16 protein-coding genes are annotated in these 21,487 nt (G+C 68.5%); 4 read left to right on the top strand and 12 right to left on the bottom strand.

Annotated features, from left to right (window positions below; all coding sequences use genetic code 11):
- Positions 1 to 55: 55 nt before the first annotated feature.
- The 10 genes from AA983_RS05665 to AA983_RS05620 all read right to left on the bottom strand — a co-directional run bounded on the left by AA983_RS05665 (position 56) and on the right by AA983_RS05620 (position 9,742).
- Positions 56 to 292, bottom strand: coding sequence for a glutaredoxin domain-containing protein (locus tag AA983_RS05665; protein WP_047311322.1), 237 nt, complete (start codon positions 290 to 292; stop codon positions 56 to 58).
- Positions 289 to 2,508, bottom strand: coding sequence for an NAD-dependent DNA ligase LigA (gene ligA / locus AA983_RS05660; protein WP_047311321.1), 2,220 nt, complete (start codon positions 2,506 to 2,508; stop codon positions 289 to 291). Before ligA ends, AA983_RS05665 begins: the two co-directional genes overlap by 4 nt.
- 53 nt (positions 2,509 to 2,561) lie before the next feature.
- Entirely contained in the window at positions 2,562 to 3,539 is a 978-nt protein-coding gene (locus tag AA983_RS05655) for a methionine synthase (RefSeq protein WP_231579545.1), read from the bottom strand.
- Between the two features lie 74 nt (positions 3,540 to 3,613).
- Complete coding sequence (gene mnmA / locus AA983_RS05650; RefSeq protein WP_047311319.1) at positions 3,614 to 4,696, bottom strand: tRNA 2-thiouridine(34) synthase MnmA; 1,083 nt, start codon at positions 4,694 to 4,696, stop codon at positions 3,614 to 3,616.
- Positions 4,696 to 5,838, bottom strand: a complete 1,143-nt coding sequence (locus AA983_RS05645; protein ID WP_047311646.1) for a cysteine desulfurase family protein — start codon at positions 5,836 to 5,838, stop codon at positions 4,696 to 4,698. The genes mnmA and AA983_RS05645 overlap by 1 nt, the downstream gene beginning before the upstream one ends.
- A gap of 167 nt (positions 5,839 to 6,005) precedes the next feature.
- A complete protein-coding gene (locus AA983_RS05640) occupies positions 6,006 to 6,962 on the bottom strand; it encodes an electron transfer flavoprotein subunit alpha/FixB family protein (protein WP_047311318.1) in 957 nt (318 codons plus the stop codon).
- A 33-nt stretch (positions 6,963 to 6,995) separates the two neighbouring features.
- Positions 6,996 to 7,775: an electron transfer flavoprotein subunit beta/FixA family protein gene (locus AA983_RS05635; protein WP_047311317.1), complete on the bottom strand. Its 780-nt coding sequence runs from the start codon at positions 7,773 to 7,775 to the stop codon at positions 6,996 to 6,998.
- Positions 7,776 to 7,888: 113 nt separating this feature from the next.
- A complete protein-coding gene (locus tag AA983_RS05630; protein ID WP_047311316.1) occupies positions 7,889 to 8,416 on the bottom strand; it encodes a hypothetical protein in 528 nt (175 codons plus the stop codon).
- A gap of 5 nt (positions 8,417 to 8,421) precedes the next feature.
- Positions 8,422 to 9,210, bottom strand: a complete 789-nt coding sequence (locus AA983_RS05625) for an enoyl-CoA hydratase/isomerase family protein (RefSeq protein WP_047311315.1) — start codon at positions 9,208 to 9,210, stop codon at positions 8,422 to 8,424.
- 4 nt (positions 9,211 to 9,214) lie between these two features.
- Positions 9,215 to 9,742, bottom strand: coding sequence for a T3SS (YopN, CesT) and YbjN peptide-binding chaperone 1 (locus AA983_RS05620; protein WP_047311314.1), 528 nt, complete (start codon positions 9,740 to 9,742; stop codon positions 9,215 to 9,217).
- A gap of 33 nt (positions 9,743 to 9,775) precedes the next feature.
- On the opposite strand from AA983_RS05620, the gene glgX reads away from it, so the two are divergent.
- Complete coding sequence (glgX, locus tag AA983_RS05615) at positions 9,776 to 11,902, top strand: glycogen debranching protein GlgX (protein ID WP_047311313.1); 2,127 nt, start codon at positions 9,776 to 9,778, stop codon at positions 11,900 to 11,902.
- Positions 11,903 to 11,963: 61 nt separating this feature from the next.
- Here glgX and AA983_RS05610 read toward each other — a convergent pair whose 3' ends face one another.
- A complete protein-coding gene (locus AA983_RS05610; protein ID WP_369798761.1) occupies positions 11,964 to 12,425 on the bottom strand; it encodes a hypothetical protein in 462 nt (153 codons plus the stop codon).
- Entirely contained in the window at positions 12,422 to 12,787 is a 366-nt protein-coding gene (locus AA983_RS05605) for a hypothetical protein (RefSeq protein ID WP_047311312.1), read from the bottom strand. Before AA983_RS05605 ends, AA983_RS05610 begins: the two co-directional genes overlap by 4 nt.
- A 178-nt stretch (positions 12,788 to 12,965) precedes the next feature.
- Between AA983_RS05605 and AA983_RS05600 the strand changes: the two genes are divergently transcribed.
- Genes AA983_RS05600 through glgB form a run of 3 tightly spaced genes read left to right on the top strand, consistent with a single transcriptional unit; the run spans position 12,966 to position 21,365 of the window.
- Positions 12,966 to 15,143 carry an alpha-1,4-glucan--maltose-1-phosphate maltosyltransferase gene (locus AA983_RS05600; RefSeq protein ID WP_082128745.1) on the top strand — a complete coding sequence of 726 codons (2,178 nt, stop codon included), beginning with the start codon at positions 12,966 to 12,968 and terminating at the stop codon, positions 15,141 to 15,143.
- 4 nt (positions 15,144 to 15,147) lie between these two features.
- Positions 15,148 to 16,938, top strand: coding sequence for a maltose alpha-D-glucosyltransferase (treS, locus tag AA983_RS05595; protein WP_047311311.1), 1,791 nt, complete (start codon positions 15,148 to 15,150; stop codon positions 16,936 to 16,938).
- Entirely contained in the window at positions 16,938 to 21,365 is a 4,428-nt protein-coding gene (gene glgB, locus AA983_RS05590; RefSeq protein WP_047311310.1) for a 1,4-alpha-glucan branching protein GlgB, read from the top strand. Before treS ends, glgB begins: the two co-directional genes overlap by 1 nt.
- Positions 21,366 to 21,487 lie beyond the last annotated feature (122 nt).

The following is a 21,487-nucleotide window of genomic DNA, read 5'->3' as shown; positions in this document are numbered from 1 at the left end:
CCGGGCGTTCGGCTCGTGAAGCCAGGCGCCGACGGCGGGCCGAGCCGGGCGGTCGTCAGCCCTTGAGAGCACGCGCCACGAGCGCGGGGTCGGGGTTGGTGTGGGGGCGGCCGTCGATGACGACGGTGGGCACGACCTCGTTGCCGTCGTTGACCATGGCGACGAACTCGCGGGCCTCGTCGTCCTCCCAGATGTTGCGCCAGGTGGCCTTGTTCCTGCTCGCGCCGAGGGCGTTCTCCAGGCGCATGCAGAACACGCAGCCGGGGCGCCAGTAGATCGTCACGTCACTCATGCGTCGTCCTTCTCGTAGGTCGTGTTGTCGTTGTCGGCGATGGGCTGCGCGGTGGCGGCGTCCACATCGTCATCGGTGTCGTCGGCGCCAGCACCCAGAGCTGCGGGACCGCCCTCGAGCAGAATCTTGAACTGCTCCTCGTCGAGGATGCGCAGGCCCAGCTCCTCCGCCTTCGTCGCCTTGGAGCCGGCGTTGGCTCCGAGAACGACGTAGTCGGTCTTCTTGCTCACGCTTCCGGAGGCCTTGCCGCCGCGCGCGATGATGGCCTCCTTGACGCCGTCACGCGTGAAGTCGTCGAGGGAACCGGTGGCGACGATGGTGAGACCGTCGAGCGTCTTCGTGATCGACGCGTCGGTCTCGTCCTCCATGCGCACGCCGCTCGTCGCCCACGACGCGACGATGTTCTCGTGCCAGTCGACGCCGAACCATTCCTTCACGGAACGGGCGATGACGGAGCCCACGCCGTCGGTAGCTGCGAGCGCCTCCTCGTCGGCCCCACGGATGGCGTCGATCGAGCCGAACTGCGTAGCCAGTGCGCGGGCGGCCGTCGGGCCGACGTGCCGGATCGACAGGGCGACGATGACCCGCCAGAGCGGCTGGCCCTTCGCCTTCTCGAGGTTGTCGAGGAGCTTGAGCCCCGTGGCGGAGACGACGCGCCCGTCGCGCACCTTCTCCTCGGGGTCGTTCTTCTTCGCGGCCCGCGTGTAGATGCCTACCCGCGCAATGTCGTCGTAGGTGAGGTCGAAGAGGGTGGACTCGTCGGTGAGCACGCCCGACTCGAGCAGCGCGATGGAGCCCTCCCACCCGAGCGCCTCGATGTCGAACGCACCGCGACCGGCGAGGGAGAAGAGCCGCTCGCGCAACTGCGACGGGCAGGTGCGCGCGTTCGGACAGCGGATGTCCTTGTTGCCCTCACGCTCGTAGGCGAGCTCCGTGCCGCACGAGGGGCAGTGCGTGGGCATGACGAACTCACGCTCGTCACCGGTGCGCGCTTCGACGACCGGCCCGACGATTTCGGGGATGACGTCCCCTGCCTTGCGCAGGACGACCGTGTCGCCGATGAGAACGCCCTTGCGCCTCACCTCGAACGCGTTGTGGAGGGTGGCCATCTCGACGGTCGAGCCCGCCACGGTGACCGGCTCCATGACGCCGAACGGCGTGACGCGACCGGTGCGCCCGACGTTGACGGCGATGTCGAGGAGTTTCGTGTTGACCTCCTCGGGCGGGTACTTGTACGCGATGGCCCAGCGCGGCGCACGCGAGGTGTTGCCCAGCTGACGCTGCACGGCGACCTCGTCGACCTTGACGACGACTCCGTCGATCTCGTGCTCGACGGAGTGACGCTGCTCGCCGCCGTAAGCCGCGACGAACTCCTGCACCTGCTTCATCGTGTCGAGCACCTTGGCGTAGGGCGACGTCGGCAGACCCCATGCGGCGAGCAGTTCGTAGGCCTCGCTCTGACGTGTGATGTCGAAACCGGTGCGTGCGCCGATGCCGTGCACGAGCATCCGCAGCGGCCGTCGTGCCGTCTTCGCCGGATCCTTCTGCCGCAGGGATCCGGCAGCCGCGTTTCGCGGGTTCGCGAACGGCGACTTCCCCTCCTCGACGAGGCCCTCGTTGAGCTTTTCGAATGCCGCGACGGGGAAGAACACCTCACCGCGGATCTCGACGAGCGCCGGCACGTCCTCACCCGTGAGTTCGTGCGGGATGCCGTCGATCGTACGGACGTTGAGCGTGACGTCCTCACCGGTGCGTCCGTCACCGCGGGTCACGCCGCGCACGAGTTTGCCGTTCTCGTAGAGCAGGTTGATGGCGAGGCCGTCGATCTTGAGTTCACACAGGTAGTGGTAGGTGGTGTTCGCCTCTCGGGCGACGCGCTCACCCCACTCGGCCAGTTCCTCGGGGCTGAACGCGTTGTCGAGCGAGAGCATCCGTTCGACGTGGTCGACGGGGGTGAACTCCGTGGAGTAGGTGCCCCCGACACGCTGGGTCGGGCTCTGCGGTGAACGCAGTTCGGGGTGTTCGTCCTCGATCTGCTGCAGCTCACGAAGGAGCGCGTCGTAGGCGCCGTCGCTGACGGTCGGAGCGTCTTTGACGTAGTACGCGAACTGGTGGGCGTCGATCTGCTCGGTCAGCTCGGCTGCGCGCCGACGCACCTCGTCGGGCACCTCACTGCGCAGGGCGTCGGGAGCCTGTTTCGTCGTCTTCTCGCTCACGGGTCAATCCTGCCTCATGTCACCGACAGGGCCGGAACGGCGGGGCGTGATGCTCAGTCGGACGTGTCGGCGAGCATCTGGACCGCCTCGACGGCGAGGCGCTGCACCGTGACGGCCTGCTTCGGAGCCAAGCCGGCGAGGCCGCACGCAGGGGTGACGACGATACGGTCGTACTCGCCCGCCCCGAAGCCAATGCGGCGCCACATCCGCTCGAAGGCCTCGACATGGGCGCGCGGGTGGCGCTCGGCCGTCGACGTCGGAACGAGCCCGGCCCAGAGCGTCAGACCGGAGTCGATCGCCTCGCCCAGCGGCTCGAAGGCCGCCTCCGTGAGCAACGACGTGTCGAGGGACACTCCGTCGACACCGAGGCGGTGCAGCAGCGACACCGGTACGTCCGGCGCGCACGAGTGCACGACCACCTGAGCACCCGCTGCTTTCACCGTGTCAACGACGTGGCCGAGAACATCACGCGCTTCACCGTCGTCGATGCGTCGAAGGCGCCCCACGCCCGACAGTGTCTTGAGTCCGCCGGACAACACGGCAGGAAGGGACGGTTCGTCGAGCTGGACGATCGGCGATGCACCGGGCACGAGTGTTCGAACGTGCTCGAGGTGAGCAACGAGTCCCGCCGCGAGCGACTGCCCGAGATCGCGGGTCGCCCCGTGGTCGCTGAGAACGCGGTCGCCGCGCGGCAGCCACAGCGAAGCGGCGAGCGTCCACGGCCCGACCACCTGAGTCTTGAGCGGTCCGGTGTATCCGTCGTAGGCCTCGGCCACCTCGTCGAGGTCTTCGCCCAGGTATCCCCCGGCGCGGCGGAGGTCACGGCTGCGCGACGATCCGGGAGGCGTCAGTCGCCACCCGCTCGGCTGGAGGTCGGCGGACATCTCGACGAGCAGATCGGCGCCGCGCCCGACCATGTCCGCGCCGGGCCCACGGGTGGGCTGCTCGGGCACGTACGGGATGCCGGTGCCGTCGGGCACGTCGCCGACGAGAAGATCACGCACGGCGCGTACCGCGTCGCGTGCACCCATCTCGGGCAACGAACCGACACCGCTCGCGAGAGGAAACACAGTCTCGCGCGCGCTGCCCTGCGTCGCCCTCATCGTCATCGAGGCGCTCGGGAAGTCGCCGTGATCGTGGCCGACCCGACGACGCGCGTGCCCTCGTAGAGCACGACCGACTGCCCCGGAGCCACACCACGGGTGCGCTCGTCGAGGCGGACGGTGACGCGCTCCCCATCAGCGCTGACCCACGCGGGGAACTCCTCGCCGTGGGCGCGCAACTGCGCTCCGAGGCGCACCTCACCGCTGGGCGGCGGGCCCGGCCAGCGCGCGTGCTCGGCCTCGATGACGTCGACGCCGAGCAGGTCGGCCGTGCCGACCACGACCGTGTTCGTCTTCGGCTGGACATCGACGACGTACCGCTTGGCGTGGTCCTCACGCGGCACCTTGAGGCCGAGGCCACGACGCTGACCGACGGTGAAGCCGTAGGCACCGTCGTGCCGGCCGACCACCTCGCCGTCGCTGTCGACGATGTCGCCGGGCTGCTTGCCGAGACGCTTCGCGAGGTAACCCTGTGTGTCGCCATCGGCGATGAAGCAGATGTCGTGGCTGTCCGGCTTGTTGGCGACGTAGAAGCCCTTGGAGGCGGCTTCCTCGCGGATCTGCGGCTTCGTCGTGTCACCGAGCGGGAAGAACGAGTGCGCGAGTTGATCGGCATCGAGCACACCCAGCACGTACGACTGGTCCTTCGCCATGTCGACGGCGCGGTGCAGTTCGCGCCCGTTCGGACCCTCGACGATCTGGGCGTAGTGGCCCGTCGCGACGGCGTCGAAGCCAAGAGCCAAAGCCTTGTCGAGCAGGGCGGCGAACTTGATCTTCTCGTTGCAGCGCAGGCACGGGTTGGGGGTGCGGCCCGCCTCGTACTCGGCGACGAAGTCCTCGACGACGTCGGCCTTGAACCGCTCGGCCATGTCCCACACGTAGAACGGGATGCCGAGCTTGTCGGCGACACGGCGCGCGTCACCGGCATCCTCGATCGTGCAGCAGCCGCGCGCACTCTCACGGAGCGTCGCGGCGGACTGGGAGAGAGCGAGGTGTACCCCGACGACCTCGTGTCCGGCCTCGAGCATGCGCGAGGCGGCGACGGCCGAGTCCACTCCCCCGCTCATTGCAGCGACGACGCGCATCACGACACCTTCCGGGTTGCTTCCTGGGCACGGCGGGCACGCTCGGCGACCGCCGGCAACTCCCGCAGGAAGGCGTCAACGTCGTCATCGGTCGATGTATGCCCGAGCGTGAGTCGCAGGGCGCCGCGAGCCTGCTCCTCGGGGATACCCATGGCCAGCAGGACGTGGCTCGGGCGCGGCACGCCGGCCTGGCAGGCCGAACCGGTGGAGCACTCAACGCCCGCCGCGTCGAGGAGGTAGAGCATCGAGTCGCCGTCGCAGCCGGGCACGCGCAAGTGGGCGTTGCCCGGCAGGCGACGCTCCACGTCGCCCGCCTCGTAGAAGCCGCTCACCGAGACGCCGAGGTCGAGTGCGAGCGCACCCTCGACGAGTCGATCACGCAGCTTCGCGAGGCGCGCGGCCTCACCCTCACGCGTGGCGCAGGACTTCTCGACGGCCTCGGCGAGGCCGAGGATGCCTGCGACGTCCAGGGTGCCGCTGCGCACCTGACGCTCCTGCCCGCCGCCGTGCGTCAACGGATCGAGCCGTGCGTCGCGCGCCAGGAGTAGCGCGCCGACGCCCTGGGGACCGCCGACCTTGTGACCGCTCAGGGCGAGCATCGTGGCACCGGAGGCGCCGAAGTCGACGCCGAGGTGACCTACGGCCTGCACCGCGTCGGTGTGGAACGGGATGCCGAACTCCGCACAGACGGCGCCGATCTCGGCGATGGGCTGCACCGTGCCGACCTCGTTGTTCGCCCACATGACGCTGACGAGGGCGACCGTGCCCGCTCCCCCGTCGGCTTCGAGCGCCGTGCGGACGGCATGCGCTGTGACTACCCCGTCAGCGTCGGGCTCCACCCACGTGACGCGGGCGTCCTCGGTCGCGACGAGTGCCTCGACAGCGTCGAGCACGGCATGGTGTTCGATGCCGCTCACAATGAGTCGGTCACGGGCGGCGTCGATGCGGCGCGTGGCGCGGTAGGTGCCCTTGATCGCGAGATTGTCGCCCTCGGTGCCACCGGAGGTGAAGATCACCTCGGACGGACGAGCTCCTAGGGCAGCTGCGATGCGCTCCCGCGATTCCTCGACGACGCTGCGGGCGTTGCGGCCACTCGTGTGCAGGCTCGAGGCGTTGCCCACGACGGCCATCTGCTTCGCCATCGCTTCGATGACCTCGGCGTAGATCGGCGAGGTGGCGGCATGGTCGAGGTAGACGCGGTTCGGCACCGTACAAGTCTAGGCCTCGGTGCAAATGGGCCCAATCACGCGAGAGCGCCCGGCTCCCTTTCGAGGGGAACCGGGCGCTCTCGGTGAGAACGATCAGACGATCAGTTCTTGGCTTCCTTGACCGCGTCCGTGGCCTGCGGGAGCACGTTGAACAGGTCGCCGACGACGCCGAAGTCGACGAGCTCGAAGATCGGCGCCTCCTCGTCCTTGTTGATGGCGACGATCGTCTTCGACGTCTGCATACCGGCGCGGTGCTGGATGGCACCGGAGATACCCGCCGCGACGTACAGCTGCGGCGAGACCTGCTTACCGGTCTGACCGACCTGGTTCGTGTGCGGGTACCAGCCGGCGTCGACGGCGGCGCGGGAGGCACCGACAGCAGCACCGAGAACGTCGGCGAGCGCCTCGACCGGCGAGAAGTCACCGTTCGTACCGCGACCACCGGAGACGACGATCGGAGCCTCGGTGAGCTCGGGGCGACCCGACTTCTCCTTCTCCTTGCGCTCGGTGATCTTGGCGCCCTTGGCGGCGTCGGAGACCGAGACGTCGACCGTGACCGGCGCGGCCTGGGCCTGCGAGGCCTGCGGCGGCGTCGAGTTCGGCTTGACCGTGATGATCGACAGGCCCGTCGTGGCCTGCGACCTCAGGGTCCAGGAACCGGCGAAGACCGACTGCGTCGTGACCGGGGCGTCACCGTCGCCGGCCTCGACGTTCGCGGCATCCGTCGTCAGACCGGAGTTGGTCTTGACGGCGAGGCGCGCGGCGGCCTCGTTGTTCGTGCCCGAGGAGGGCAGGAGGATCGCGGACGGCGAGGCCTGCTCGACGACGGCGGCGAGCGCCTCGGCGAGCGGAGCCGGGTGACCGTCGAGGTCACCGTTGTCGACGACGTAGACCTTCTCGGCGCCGAACTGGGCCAGACGCGGACGAGCGGCGTCGACGTTCGAGCCGACGAAGACGGCGGACGGCGTGCCGATGCGACGAGCGAGCGTCAGCAGTTCGGCGGTCACCTTGCGGACCTGGCCATCGACGTGGTCGACCAGGACGAGAACTTCAGCCATGGTGTGTTTCTCCTAAGTCAGTGGGGTCGATGATCAGATGAGCTTCTGACCGGCGAGGAACTCGACGAGCTTCTTGCCGCCGTCGCCCTCATCGGTGATGACCTCGCCCTGCTCACGCGGCGGGCGCTTGGTCGTGTCGAGCACCTTCGTCGAGGCGTTGTCGAGACCGACCTGGCCGGCGTCGACACCGAGGTCGCCGAGGCTCATCTCCTCGACCGGCTTCTTCTTCGCGGCCATGATGCCCTTGAAGGACGGGTAGCGCGGCTCGTTGATCTGGTCGGTGACCGAGACGACGGCCGGGAGCGAGGCGACGAGCGTCTCGGAGGCGACGTCCGAGTCACGGCGACCGGTGACGTTGCCGTCGGCGACCTCGAGGGTGGAGACCTGCGTGACCTGCGGCAGGCCGAGGCGCTCGGCGACCATGGCCGGAACAACGCTCATGCCACCGTCGGTGGAAGCCAGACCGAACAGGACGATGTCGGGCTGACCGACCTTCTTGATGGCCTCGGCGAGGATGAGTGACGTCGCGAGGGCGTCGGAGCCGGCGATGGCGTCGTCGCTGACGTGGACGGCCTTGTCGGCGCCCATCTGCAGAGCCTTCTTCACGGCGTCCACGGCATCGGCCGGGCCGACGGTGAGCGCGGTGACCTCGCCGCCCTCGGCCTCGGTGATCTTCAGCGCAGCTTCGACCGCGTACTCGTCGAGCTCCGAGAGGAGACCGTCGACGTTCTCGCGGTCGGTGGTGTTGTCATCGGAGAACCCGCGCTCGCCCTGAGCGTCGGGAACGTGCTTGACACAGACGACGATGTTCATGCGTCTACCGTCCTTTTCGTAGGAGCTTGGTCCGTCTCGCGACACGTTACCCATCAGTAACGTTATCGTCGAGTCCTGGGTTGAGGTGATTTTGGTGACTGAGACCTGCGGCCTCAGCCGTGCGTCAGCTTCACGACGAGCATGCCGACGAGGGTGAGCGCGACGATGATCCACGGCAGGAGCCGGTTGAGGAGAGTCCAGCCCGCGTCGGCCCGGCCCTGCGTGAAGTCGGCGTGACGCCCGAGAACGGTGTCACCGACCGCCGCGGCAACCGCGATGATGAGGCCGAGAACGAACCAGATCGTGGGGTTCGCGCCCCAGACCTTCGTCGCGTCGGTCACCATGCCGGTCCAGCCGAGCAGAGCGAAGAACATGCCGACGAGGCCGGCGATCGCCAGCAGCAGCGCTCGGGTGCGGGAAAGGCCCGCCTCGCGTGCCGTCATGGGCTCGGACACAGGGATTTCCTTTCCGTAGGCGACCGGGTCTCCGAAGAGCTCCTTCGCCGTGGCGTTCTCACGGATGCAGGCCTCGTCCACCTCGCCGAGCGCGGCGTCGCAGGCCTGCGGGGAGGCGCCGCGGGCGCGCAGGGCCTCGAGAAAAGGCTCCTGCCACTCACGCTCGACCTTCCATTGCTTGATCATCGCCGTCAGCGACCCTCGAAGCGGGCCTTGCCCGGCCCGTGCTCGACGAACGACGCCATACCGATTTCGCGGTCCTTCGTGGCGAAGAGACCGGCGAAGAGCTGCGACTCAGTGGCCAGGCCCGTGGCGAGGTCGACGTCGGCGCTGCGGTTGATCAGTTCCTTCGCGAAGCGCAGCGCGATCCGCGGCATCTTCGCGTAGGTACGAGCACGCTCGAGGGCCGCCTCGTACGCCGTGCCGGCGTCGACGAGCTCGTCCACGAGGCCGATCTCGAGGGCCTCGTCTGCCTTGACGAAGCGGCCGCTGAAGACGAGGTCCTTGGCCTTGGACTGCCCGACGAGCCGGACGAGGCGCTGCGTACCGCCGGCACCCGGGATGAGGCCGAGGAGGATCTCGGGCTGGCCGAGCGTGGCCTCCTTGGAGGCAACGCGGAAGTCGCACGTCATGGCCAGTTCGCATCCGCCGCCGAGGGCGTAACCCTCGATGGCGGCGATCGTCGGGATCGGCAGTTCCGCCAGGGCGCGGTAGGCGTCCTGGATGAGGTGCGCGCGCTCGACCATGTCGACGTAGTCGAACGCCTGCATCTCCTTGATGTCGGCGCCCGCTGCGAAGACCTTGTCGCCGCCGGTGATGATCGCGGCGCGCACGCTCTCGTCGGCACCGATGTCGACCGCGGCGCGCCCCAGGCTCTCCTGGACGTCAGCATCGATCGGGTTCATCTTCGGTCGGTCGAGGCGGATCGTGGCGATGCCGTCCTCGATCGTGACCTTGATCCACTGGCCGTACTCGCTCATGCGATCAGGCCTCCGGCGTGGGCTGCTCGCCGTCCGTCTGCGCGAACGCGGGCACGCCACCCTCGGCCGCGTGCGGGCCGTCGGAGTTGACGCTCTGGTGCCACAGCTGGGTGGCCTGCAGGATCATCTGCGTCGTCGAGGGAAGAACCATCTGCAGGTCGAGGTCCGGCGTGACGAGGTGCTCACCGGAGACAACGACCATGTCGCGGGCGATGCCGACCTTGACGATGTTGAGGCTGAGCGTGACGTCGTTGGCCGCGTTGAGGCGCTTGGCGAGGTCGGACGTGATGTCGTCCGTGATCTGCCACTGGCCGAAGAGGCGGACGAGGTCGATCTCGCCCTCCATGACGCGCACGAAGAGGTTTTGGTCCTCGACCGTGTACATGACGTCGCCGTCGGAGTCGATCTGCGGGTTGAAGCCGAAGCCGTTCAGCACACCGACGACCTTGTCGGTGAGGGATGCGGACGCGCCGTCACCACCGGCTGCGGGGGTGGGCTGGCCGAAGTTCGGAAGCGCTGTGGGATCAGTCATACGGCAAACCTACCCACTCTTATCCTTGTTCGCATGACTGCCCCGCCACGAGTCTTCGCTCATCCCCCCAAGCCCGGCGTCACACTCGAGCGCGGCGGCGTCACATTTTGCGTCTACGCAGGCCACGCCGAGCGGGTCTGGCTGTGTCTCTTCGACGGCGAGAACGAGACGCGTCACGCGATGAGCGACGTCGGCGGTGGCCTGTGGGCGATCTTCCGCGACGACGCGGGCTTGGGCACCCGCTACGGCTACCGCGTTCGCGGTCGCTGGGCCCCCGATCAGGGCTATCGCCACAACGAGGCCAAGCTGTTGCTCGACCCCTATGCGCAGGCGGTCGACGGTGAGGTCACCTGGCGCCCCGAGGTTTTCGGCCACGTCGTCGACGAGGCGTTCCACGGCGACGACGCCGTGCGCGACGAACGGGATTCGGCGCCCTACGTGCCGCGCTCGGTCGTCGTCGACGAGACCTATGACTGGGGTGACGATGCGTCCGGCCCCCGTGTGCCGATGGCCGACACGGTCTTCTACGAAACCCATGTGGCCGGGTTCTCACGCCTCAACCCCGAGGTGCCCGAGCACCTGCGTGGCACCTACGCCGGTTTGGCTCACCCCGCCTCGATCGCACACCTGCGCTCGCTCGGCGTCACGTCGGTGGAGCTGCTGCCCGTGCACGCATTCACGGACGAACCGCACCTCGTGAAGCTCGGTCTGACGAACTACTGGGGCTACAACACGCTGGGATTCCTCGCCCCGCACGCGGCGTACGCGTCAGCAACCGATCCCCAGGCCGTGACTCGCGAGTTCAAGGACATGGTCAAGGCCCTGCACGCCGCGGGTCTCGAGGTGATCCTCGACGTCGTCTACAACCACACCGCCGAGCAGGGCGGGCACGAGGGCGCCACGTTCTCACTGCGCGGCCTCGACAACCGTGCGTACTACCGCCTCGACGAGCACGGGCGCGACATCGACGTCACCGGCTGCGGCAACAGCGTCGACGTCCGACACCCGGCCGCGATGCGGCTCGTGCTCGATTCGCTGCGCCACTGGGTGACGACCTACCACGTCGACGGCTTCCGCTTCGACCTCGCCGTGACCCTGGGTCGCGCGCCCGGGGACGACTTCGATCCGAACGCTGCCCTGCTCATGGCGATGCGCACCGACCCCGTCCTTTCGCAGGTCAAGCTCGTGGCAGAGCCGTGGGACATCGGCCCGAACGGTTGGCGGACCGGCCAGTTCCCCCCCGGCTTCAGCGAGTGGAACGACCGGTTCCGCAACACGGTGCGTGACTTCTGGCTCGGGGACGTGGCGCGCGCCGGCGCCGGGCAACCCGGCCACGGCATCGCCGATCTCGCGACGCGCCTCGCCGGATCACGCGACCTGTTCGCCGGCCCGCTACGCCGCTCGCAGGCCGGGGTCAACTACGTCACGGCACACGACGGCTTCCCGATGGCCGACCTCACGGCGTACGACTCGAAGCACAACGAGGCCAACGGCGAGCACAACCACGACGGCACGAGCGACAACCGTTCGTGGAACCACGGCGTCGAGGGCCAGAGCGACGACCCGTCGATACGGGCTGCGCGCCTGCGGACGGTGCGCAACCTGCTCGGCACTCTGTTGCTGTCGGCCGGCGTCCCGATGATGACGGCCGGCGACGAGTTCGCCCGCACCCAGGGCGGTAATAACAATGCGTACTGCCAGGACAACGAAACCAGTTGGCTCTCCTGGGATCACGACGCCGACCAGCGTCAGCTCGTGGCAACGACCCGTCATCTCACAAGCCTGCGCGAACGCTTCTCCGTCCTGCGACACACGACGTTCTTCCCCGGCGCGAGCGATGCCAGTGACGTGGCGGACCTGCGGTGGTTCGGAGCGCACGGCCGCACGCTCACGGCGGACGAGTGGAACGACCCGAGTGTCCACACGGTGCAGGCCCACTTCGACGGCTCACGCGAGCACGAGGAGTCGCTCCTACTGGTGCTGCACAACGGGCCGGGGGACGAGGTCACCCTGCCCGAATCGGCGGGAGCGAACGCGTGGGAGGTGCTGTGGGATTCGAGTGTGCCCGACCCCGCCCAGCTCGCACCCGAGACGATCCCAGCTGGTTCTGCCAGGCCGGTGAACGGGCCGACGATGCTGGTCCTCACTCCGACGAGCTGACCGCTCGGCCGCGGACTGGCGAGCCCTCGCGACTCGACTGAGACGAGCGCCGGGCGTCAGGTCAGCGGGTCGGCGCGCTCCGGCGCAGCCAGAGCAGACCGATGATCGGCAACAGAAGGGGCACGAACCCGTAGCCCTGGCCGAAGTGCGACCACACGGTCTTGTCGTGGAACGCGTCGGGCTGGAGCACACTCCACAGCCCGACGATCAGGACACCGGCGAGTTCGAAACCGATCGTCGCCCGGGCGAGACGCACCGACGTCCGGTCACCGCGTGCCAGGGCCACTGTCGCGACGATGTAGACGATCGCCGCGAGCGCCGAGAGGAGGTAGGCGGCCGGCGCTTTCGAGAAGCTCTGGGACAACTGCATGATCGAGCGCCCCGTCGCGGCGAGCGCGAACAGGCCGTACACGGCCACGAGCATTCGTCCCGGTCCCGAGTTCACGGTTCGGGCGTTCCGGCTGGTCACGTCGCGCGCGTCCTTCGTCTCGTTCGGTGCGGGGTCGTTGTCGCTCGGGGTCACGGGTGACCGTTCCACAGCTGCAGAATGCGGCCGCCCATGATGCCCAGGCCGACAGCGGCGAGCAGCAGAACCGCCGTCCCCCAGCGCGATTCCCGCTCGGCGATGGCCCAGAATCCTGCGACGGGCAGGACGATGAGCAGCCCGACGAGGTAGGCGATGAAGATTCCGGTGTTCATCCGCGGATCGGCCGAACCCGACGTCGCGATGCCGACGACGAGCTGCAGCACGAGCAGCACCTCGACCGCGATCATGAGATAGAAGATCGGGTTGTCGATGGGACGCCCGCGAACCGTCGCGACTGCGGCGAGCAGCGCGAGCAGGGTGGTGGCGCCGAGGACGACGACAGTCAGGGGGACGAACACCCCGTCATCGTAGGCGGGCCTCATCTCGGCCCGCGAACCGGGCGCAAGCTCCGCTAATGCCCATGTGAGGCCGGTCTCACGCGGCTGGCCGTCTCGCCGCCACTCGCGCGAGAAGCGGTTGTCAGTGGTATTGGGTAGCGTGACGCACGTGACTGTTTCTCAGCCGGGCCGATCGCCCATGCCGAAACCGACCCCCGACACCACTGGCGCGTCGAACGCCGCCACGCGCGACGACGTCGACCTCGCCGCCAACCCGGCGAGCGCCGAGCCGGAAACCGGCCGGTACACGCCCGACACCGCCGAGCACCGCCCCGAACCGGCCGCGAACGCCCCCACCACCGCGCACGTCGAGGTCGGTGGAGTGCGAGGCATTGGCCGCATCCCGGTCACCGACGTCATGCCGATCGTCGACGGCGGCAACCTGCCGACCAAGTCGGTCGTCGACGAGCCGTTCACCGTGCGCGCAACCGTCTTCCGTGAAGGTCACGACGCCGTCAACGCCTCGCTCGTCATGGTCTCGCCGCACGGCGCCGAGCGCATCGTCACCATGACCTGCGTCAACCCGGGCCTCGACCTGTGGACCGCCGAGGCCGAAGCCGACCACGAGGGGGTGTGGCACTTCCGTGTGGAGGGCTGGAGCGACCCGTACGGCACGTGGGAGCACGACGCCACGATCAAGGTGCCCGCCGGCATCGACGTCGAGGTGATGTTCGAGGAGGGCGCCCGCGTTCTCGACCGCTCGCTCGCCACGAACGACCACCCGGACGACGACGCCCGCGTGCTCGAGCACGCGGCCGCCACGATGCGCGACACGAGCCTGCCGCAGGACGAGCGCCTCGCCGCGGGCACGTCGCTCAGCGTCAAGGAGGTCATGGAGCGCCTGCCGCTGCGTGACTTCGTCTCTCCCAGCCCCGACTACCCGTGGCTGGTGGAGCGCAAGCTCGCCCTGTCCGGCGCGTGGTACGAGTTCTTCCCGCGCTCCGAGGGCGCCTACTTCGACGAGGCCACGGGCAAGTGGGTCTCCGGAACGCTGCGTACGGCCGCCGAGCGCCTTCCGGCCGTCGCCGACATGGGCTTCGACGTCGTCTACCTCACGCCGATCCACCCGATCGGCGCGATCAACCGCAAGGGTCCGAACAACTCGCTGACGGCCGGCCCCGAGGATCCGGGTTCGCCGTACGCCATCGGCAGCAAGGACGGTGGCCACGACGCCATCGAGCTGTCGCTGGGCACCTTCGACGATCTCGACGCCTTCGTCGCCCGCGCCGAGGAGCTCGGCCTGGAGGTCGCGCTCGACATCGCGCTGCAGTGCGCGCCTGACCACCCGTGGGTCACCGAGCACCCCGAGTGGTTCACGACGCGTAGCGACGGCACGATCGCCTACGCCGAGAACCCGCCGAAGAAGTACCAGGACATCTACCCCCTGAACTTCGACAACGACCCGGCCGGCATCTACGCCGAGATGCGCCGCGTCATGCAGGTGTGGATCGACCACGGCATCAAGATCTTCCGGGTCGACAACCCGCACACGAAGCCGGTCGAGTTCTGGCAGTGGCTCATCGCCGACGTCGCGAAGAACCACCCGGACGTCATCTGGCTCGCCGAGGCGTTCACGAAGCCCGCCATGATGCACAACCTCGGGCGCATCGGCTTCCAGCAGAGCTACACGTACTACGCGTGGCGCCACCAGCCGTGGGAGATCCGCGAGTACCTCGACGAGCTCATCGGCGATACCGCGAGTTACATGCGTCCGAGCTTCTGGCCGACGACGCACGACATCCTCACGCCGTACATGCAGTTCGGCGGCCCGGCAGCGTGGAAGCTGCGCGCCGCTCTGGCCGCGACGCTCGTGCCCACCTACGGCATCTACGCCGGCTACGAGCTCATGGAAAGCGTCGCCCGGCCGGGTGCCCAAGAGCAGATCGACAACGAGAAGTACCAGTTCAAGAACCGCGGGTGGGACGACTACCTGCCAGGCGGGCCCAAGGAAGGGCAGTCGATCGACTGGTACCTGCGCCGGATCAACGAGATCCGCCGCGCGCACCCGGCCCTCGAACACCTGCGTAACCTGCGCTGGCACGGCGTCGACGACGAGAACTTCCTTGTCTTCTCCAAGCGCCGTGTGCTGACCGACGGCAGCGAGGACACGATCCTCGTCGTGGCCAACACCGACCCGCACGCCACGCGTGAGACCTGGGTGCACCTCGACATGGGAGCGCTCGGCCTGCGCGGCGACGAGGGCTTCGTGGCCCACGACCTCCTCAGCGATGCCACCTGGCACTGGGGCGAGCACAACTTCGTCCGGCTCGGACCGGACGCCGAAAACGTTCACATCATCCACGTAAGGCGGTTCTGAAGACATGCAGGGACTTGGACTCCACCAGCCCGGGCTCAAGCACGACCCCCAGTGGTTCCGTAAGGCCGTCTTCTACGAAGCGCTCGTGCGCGGTTTCAGCGACTCCACCGGCAACGGTTCTGGCGACTTCTCCGGCCTCATGGGCAAGCTCGACTACCTGCAGTGGCTGGGCGTCGACTGCCTGTGGCTGCCCCCGTTCTACGCCTCGCCGCTGCGCGACGGCGGCTACGACATCAGTGACTACAAGCAGGTGCTGCCCGAGTTCGGCACGCTGCCCGAGTTCCAGGAGCTCGTGGCGCAGGCCCACGCTCGCGGCATCCGCATCATCACCGACTTCGTCATGAACCACACGAGCGACCAGCACGCGTGGTTCCAGGCGAGCCGCGAGGATCCGGAAGGTCCGTACGGCGACTACTACGTGTGGTCGGACACGGACGAGAAGTACTCCGAGGCGCGCATCATCTTCGTCGACACCGAAGAGTCCAACTGGACCTTCGACTCCGTGCGCCGCCAGTTCTTCTGGCACCGCTTCTTCTCCCACCAGCCGGACCTCAACTTCGAGAACCCGGCCGTTCAGGAGGAGATGTTCGACATCGTCCGCTACTGGATGGACATGGGCATCGACGGTTTCCGTCTCGACGCCGTGCCGTACCTCTTCGAGGAAGAGGGCCATAACGGCGAGAACCACCCGAAGACGCACGAGTTCCTCGCGCGCCTTCGTCGGATGGTCGACGAGGAGTACCCCGGACGCGTTCTGCTCGCCGAGGCCAACCAGATGCCGCACGAGGTCGTCGACTACTTCGGCACCGAGGAAGATCCGGAGTGCCACATGTGCTTCCACTTCCCCGTCATGCCGCGCCTGTACTACTCGCTGCGCGAGGAGAAGGCCGCGCCGATCATCGACGTGCTCGCCGACACCCCGCCGATCCCCAAGGGCACGCAGTGGGGCACCTTCCTGCGCAACCACGACGAGTTGACCCTCGAGATGGTGACGAACGAGGAGCGCGCCGCCATGTACGGCTGGTACGCACCGGACCCGCGCATGCGCGCGAACGTCGGTATCCGCCGCCGTCTCGCTCCCCTGCTCGACAACAGCCGCGCCGAGATCGAACTCATCAACGCGCTCCTGCTGTCGCTGCCGGGCTCGCCGTGCCTGTACTACGGCGACGAGATCGGCATGGGCGACAACATCTGGCTCGACGACCGTGATGCCGTCCGCACGCCGATGCAGTGGACGCCGGACCGCAACGCGGGTTTCTCGACGGCCGACCCGGGAAAGCTGTACCTGCCCGTCATCCAGAACCTCGTGCACAACTACTCCACGGTGAACGTCGAGGCGCAGATGGCCAGCAACTCCTCGCTGCTGCACTGGACGCGCGGCATGCTCGCCGTACGCTCGCGCCACGCGGCGTTCGGCATGGGCGACTTCGTCGTCACGCCGGCCGACAACGAGGCCGTGCTCGCCTACACCCGCTCGATGTCGGACGACGACGCGAAGTCCGAGGACTCGGCCAAGCACCTGCTGTGCGTCAACAACCTGTCGTCGCGCCCGCAGGGTGCTCGCATCACGGTCGGTGAGAAGTTCGCCGGCGCCGAGCTCACCGACATTTTCGGCGGTCAGGGCTTCGGCGCGGTCCGCGAGGACGGCACCCTCGAGGTCATGCTCGGTTCGCGCGGCTTCTACTGGCTCGCCATCGAGTCCGACGTGAGCGCGGACGCCGAGCTGCCCGCCGCCAAGGGCAGCGCCGAGGCCGACGCCTCCGAACTGCTCGACGTGCTCAAGGAGGACGGCTGATGGTGGCCGAGATCCACTCGAACGCTTCGATGGAGCCCGGCAAGATCGACCTCGTCGGCCCATGGGCGGCGAAGCAGCGCTGGTTCCAGGGCAAGGGGGGCACGCCGCAGTTCCACCGGACGAGCGCCTTCCGGCTGGCCGACCCGAGCGGTCAGGTCGGCGTCGAGATCATGTTCCTGCGGGACGTCACGTCCGGCGAGAACACGACCTACCAGATCCCCGTCACCTACCGCGGCGAGCGGGTACCGGAGTTGGAGCACGCCCTCATCGGCACGTCCGAGCACTCCGTCCTCGGCACGCGGTACTTCTACGACGGCCCGCACGACCCGGTGTTCGCGGCGGCTCTGCTCGACGTCATGGTCAACGCCGGCACGGAGGAGGAGCGCAGCGACGGCGTCGTCGAGATGACCGTCAAGGGCCGCCCCAGCCCCCGCGGGGCAGGGCTGCCCCGCATGCGCAGCGCGAAGGTGCTCAGCGGCGAGCAGTCGAACACGTCGATCATCTACACGCTCGACGACGGCTCGCAGCTCATCGCCAAGCTCTTCCGCGTGCTCCACGTCGGCTCCAACCCCGACATCGAGATCACGAACGCCCTCACCGCGGCGGGCAACCAGCACGTGCCGGCCCTCTACGCGTCGCTGGCCGGCTCGTACAGCGAGGGTCGCCACAGCCGCGAGCGCGTGACGGCCGACCTCGCGTTCGCGCAGGAGTTCCTGCCGAACGTGCGTGACGCATGGCGCGAGGCCCTCGAAGCCGCTCGTGACAACCGTGACTTCACCGAGGGAGCCCGCGCCCTGGGCCGCACGACGGCTGAGGTCCACCGCACCCTCGCCGAGGTTCTGCCGACGGCCGAGCCCGACGCGAACCGCATCAGCGACCTCGTCGACGAGATGCACGAGCGCGCGGCCGCTGCCTTCCACGAGGCCGAGCACCTGGCGCAGCACACGACGGCCGTCTCCGCCCGCATCGAGGCGAGCCGCGGCGCGACGTGGCCGGCGTTCCAGCGCATCCACGGCGACTACCACCTCGGTCAGGTGCTCGACGTACCCGAGCGCGGGTGGGTGCTGCTCGACTTCGAGGGCGAGCCGCTGCGTCCGCTCGACGAACGAACGAACCCCGACGTCACCGTGCGCGACGTCGCGGGCATGCTGCGTTCCTTCGACTACGCCGGAGGCACGATCGAGAACGAGCAGCCGGGCGCCGACGGCGACCGCCGCGCCTGGGTCGACGCGACGCAGGCGGCGTTCCTCGAAGGCTACGAGCGTGAGGCCGGCGCCTCCGTCCCCCGCGACCTGCTCGATCTGTTCGTGCTCGACAAGGCGCTCTACGAGATCTCCTACGAAGCCCGCAACCGTCCGGATTGGCTCAGCATCCCCGCGAACGCCGTCGTCCGGATCCTCGAGGCCGCACCGCAGGCCTCCGAAGTGCACGCCATGAGCGCGCACCCCGTCACGCCGCTCGCCCACATCGGCAACGCGGCTGCGGGCACCGACGAAAGGAGCACCATGAACTCCGAGAACACTCCCCCGCCCGTCACGACGCGCGGCGTCCCCGCAACCGATGACGCCACCGTCGCCGAGCCGGGCAGCAAGCCCGACGCCGCAGGAACCGGGGTCGTGAGCAGCGTCGTCGGTGCAACCAAGGAGCTGGCGACTCAGGCCGGTTCGGCTCTCGGGATGGACACCGCACGCTCCGGCGGCGAGGTGCGTCCCGCATCGGTCGACACGAACGAGTTGAACGCCGTCCTCGCCGGTGAACACCGCGACCCGCACCGCGTCCTCGGTGCTCACGTCGCCGACGGCGTCATCACGTTCCGTGTCGTGCGTCCGATGGCACGCACGGTCGCCGTCGAGATGGGCGATCAGCGCGTCGAGCTCACACACGAGCACGAGGGCATCTGGGTGGGCGCCACCGCGGGCGAGCACATGCCGGACTACCGCATCCTCACAACCTACGAGGACGGCGCGGAGCAGCGCGGGGACGACCCGTACCGCTTCATGCCGACGCTCGGCGAGATCGACCTCCACCTCATCGGTGAGGGTCGTCACGAGGAGTTGTGGAACGTGCTCGGTGCGCACGTGCGCACCTACCCGAGCGTCATGGGTGACGTCACCGGCACGTCGTTCGCGGTCTGGGCGCCCAACGCCAAGGCCGTGCGCGTCGTCGGCGACTTCAACCACTGGGACGGTGTCGGCCACGGCATGCGCACGCTCTCCGATTCCGGTGTGTGGGAGCTCTTCGTGCCCGACGTGCACGAGGGCACCGCCTACAAGTTCGAGATCCTGTGCAGCGACGGCGTCCGTCGCGCCAAGGCCGACCCGATGGCCCGCCTCGCCGAGACGGCGCCCGCCACCGCCTCGAAGGTGACGAGTTCGCACTACGAGTGGAACGACTCGGCCTGGATGACGAAGCGCGCGGAGACCGACCCCCACCACGGCCCGATGTCGACCTACGAGGTCCACCTCGGCTCCTGGCGTCAGGGGCAGAGCTACCGTGACCTCGCCGAACACCTGGTCAACTACGTCAAGGACCTTGGCTTCACGCACGTGGAGTTCATGCCCGTCATGGAGCACCCCTACCCGCCGAGCTGGGGCTACCACGTCACGAGCTACTACGCGCCCAACAGTCGCTTCGGCGACCCGGACGACTTCAAGTTCCTCGTCGACCGCCTCCACCAGGAGGGCATCGGGGTCATCCTCGACTGGGTGCCAGGTCACTTCGCCACCGACGAGTGGGCCCTCGCCCGTTTCGACGGCCAGGCGCTCTACGAGCACCCGGACCCGCGCAAGGGCTGGCACCCCGAGTGGGGTTCGAACATCTTCGACTACGGCCGCCCGCAGGTGCGCAACTTCCTCGTCGCCAACGCGCTGTACTGGCTCGAGGAGTTCCACGCCGACGGTCTGCGCGTCGACGGTGTCGCCTCGATGCTGTACCTCAACTACGCCCGCAAGGACGGCGAATGGGTGCCGAACAAGTTCGGCGGCCAGGAGAACCTCGAAGCCGTGCAGCTGCTGCAGGAGACGAACGCGACGGCGTACAAGCGCACGCCGGGAGCCGTCATCATCGCCGAGGAGTCGACGTCGTGGCCGGGCATCACCCGCTCGACGGACACCGGCGGCCTGGGCTTCGGGCTCAAGTGGAACATGGGCTGGATGCACGACTCGCTCGACTACGTCGCGCGTGAGCCGATCTACCGTCAGCATCATCACCACGACCTGACGTTCGCGCTCGTCTACGCGTTCAGCGAGCAGTTCGTCCTTCCCGTCAGCCACGACGAGGTCGTGCACGGCAAGGGCAGCCTGCTGCGCAAGATGCCCGGTGATCGCTGGCAGCAGCTCGCCAACGTGCGCGCCTACCTCGCGTACATGTGGGCCCACCCCGGCAAGCAGCTGCTCTTCATGGGTTCGGAGTTCGCGCAGGAGGCCGAGTGGGCCGACGGTCGCAGCCTCGATTGGTGGCTGCTCGACCAGCCCGCGCACTACGGCGTGCACGCGATGATGAAGGACCTCAACCGCGCCTACCGCGAGCGCCCGGCCCTGTGGGCTCTCGACCACTCGGGTGAAGGTTTCCGCTGGATCAACGCCGACGACGCCGACCGCAACGCCTACACGTGGCTCCGCTTCGCCGAGGCGGAGTCCGACGGCTACCGCCCCGTCGTCGCTGTGGCGGCCAACTTTGCCGGATCGCCGCACGAGAACGTGCGCGTCGGTCTGCCACACGCGGGCACCTGGAACGAGATCCTCAACACCGATGCCCAGGCGTACGGTGGTTCCGGAGTCGGAAACCTCGGTTCCGTCGTCGCGGAGGAAATTCCGTGGGACGGTCAGCCGTACTCGGCCGAGATCACCATGCCGCCGCTCGGTGTCGTGTGGTTCGAGCCAGCGACGCGCCCCGACATGACCCAGGTGCCTGCGCACACCGCTACCGAGCAGGCCGGTGGCGCCGATTCATCGTCCACCGCAACGGCACGACAGGAGAACACGATGAGTGACCAGAACGCAGCGACGAGTTCGTCCGACAGGCAGCCGTCCGAGGCCCTCATCGCGGGCGCGCCGCTCGAGGACGCCGCAGGCAACCCGGGCGCACTCGATCAGCCGCTCGACGGTTCGCGTGGCGGCGCGCAGGCCGAGGACGCTCAGGGAGCGGCCGACGACCAGCAGGCGCGTTCGCGTACCGGCGTCCCGGCGACGCACCCCGTCGACCACGCGGACGAGGGTGGTTTCGACGTCGAGCAGACCGAGTCGAAGGCGCACGAGCGTGCCTTCACGCCGGCCGGCGAGGACGAGACGGGTGACGAGCCCGTCGAGCACCTCAAGGACATCACCGGCACGCCCGGTGGCGGCCTCGACGAGGACGTCGAGGGTGGCCGCTGGGGCCCCGACGACGAGGCTCGCGACGCCGCCGGCCAGACGCGTCAGCGCGACTGACGACCCGCTCGATCGAGCGCATGAGGCCGGCCGTACCCGCCAGGGGTGCGGCCGGCCTCATCGCGTCCGCCCCGCCTCGCTCGGGGCATCGGTTCGGGCGTTTACGTCGCCGCTCAAAGAGG

Origin of the sequence: Dermacoccus sp. PE3, assembly GCF_001021715.1 — a bacterium.
Taxonomy (GTDB): domain Bacteria; phylum Actinomycetota; class Actinomycetes; order Actinomycetales; family Dermatophilaceae; genus Dermacoccus; species Dermacoccus abyssi.
This window is presented reverse-complemented; position numbering and strand designations above follow the sequence as displayed.

Excerpts from the sequence above, each read along its gene's own strand:
- AA983_RS05665 (WP_047311322.1), bottom strand. The coding sequence starts at position 292 with ATGAGTGACGTGACGATCTACTGGCGCCCCGGCTGCGTGTTCTGCATG.
- AA983_RS05655 (WP_231579545.1), bottom strand. The coding sequence starts at position 3,539 with ATGGGTGCACGCGACGCGGTACGCGCCGTGCGTGATCTTCTCGTCGGC.
- mnmA (WP_047311319.1), bottom strand. The coding sequence starts at position 4,696 with ATGCGCGTCGTCGCTGCAATGAGCGGGGGAGTGGACTCGGCCGTCGCC.
- AA983_RS05645 (WP_047311646.1), bottom strand. The coding sequence starts at position 5,838 with ATGGCGAAGCAGATGGCCGTCGTGGGCAACGCCTCGAGCCTGCACACG.
- AA983_RS05640 (WP_047311318.1), bottom strand. The coding sequence starts at position 6,962 with ATGGCTGAAGTTCTCGTCCTGGTCGACCACGTCGATGGCCAGGTCCGC.
- AA983_RS05635 (WP_047311317.1), bottom strand. The coding sequence starts at position 7,775 with ATGAACATCGTCGTCTGTGTCAAGCACGTTCCCGACGCTCAGGGCGAG.
- AA983_RS05630 (WP_047311316.1), bottom strand. The coding sequence starts at position 8,416 with ATGATCAAGCAATGGAAGGTCGAGCGTGAGTGGCAGGAGCCTTTTCTC.
- AA983_RS05625 (WP_047311315.1), bottom strand. The coding sequence starts at position 9,210 with ATGAGCGAGTACGGCCAGTGGATCAAGGTCACGATCGAGGACGGCATC.
- AA983_RS05620 (WP_047311314.1), bottom strand. The coding sequence starts at position 9,742 with ATGACTGATCCCACAGCGCTTCCGAACTTCGGCCAGCCCACCCCCGCA.
- glgX (WP_047311313.1), top strand. The coding sequence starts at position 9,776 with ATGACTGCCCCGCCACGAGTCTTCGCTCATCCCCCCAAGCCCGGCGTC.
- AA983_RS05600 (WP_082128745.1), top strand. The coding sequence starts at position 12,966 with ATGCCGAAACCGACCCCCGACACCACTGGCGCGTCGAACGCCGCCACG.
- treS (WP_047311311.1), top strand. The coding sequence starts at position 15,148 with ATGCAGGGACTTGGACTCCACCAGCCCGGGCTCAAGCACGACCCCCAG.
- glgB (WP_047311310.1), top strand. The coding sequence starts at position 16,938 with ATGGTGGCCGAGATCCACTCGAACGCTTCGATGGAGCCCGGCAAGATC.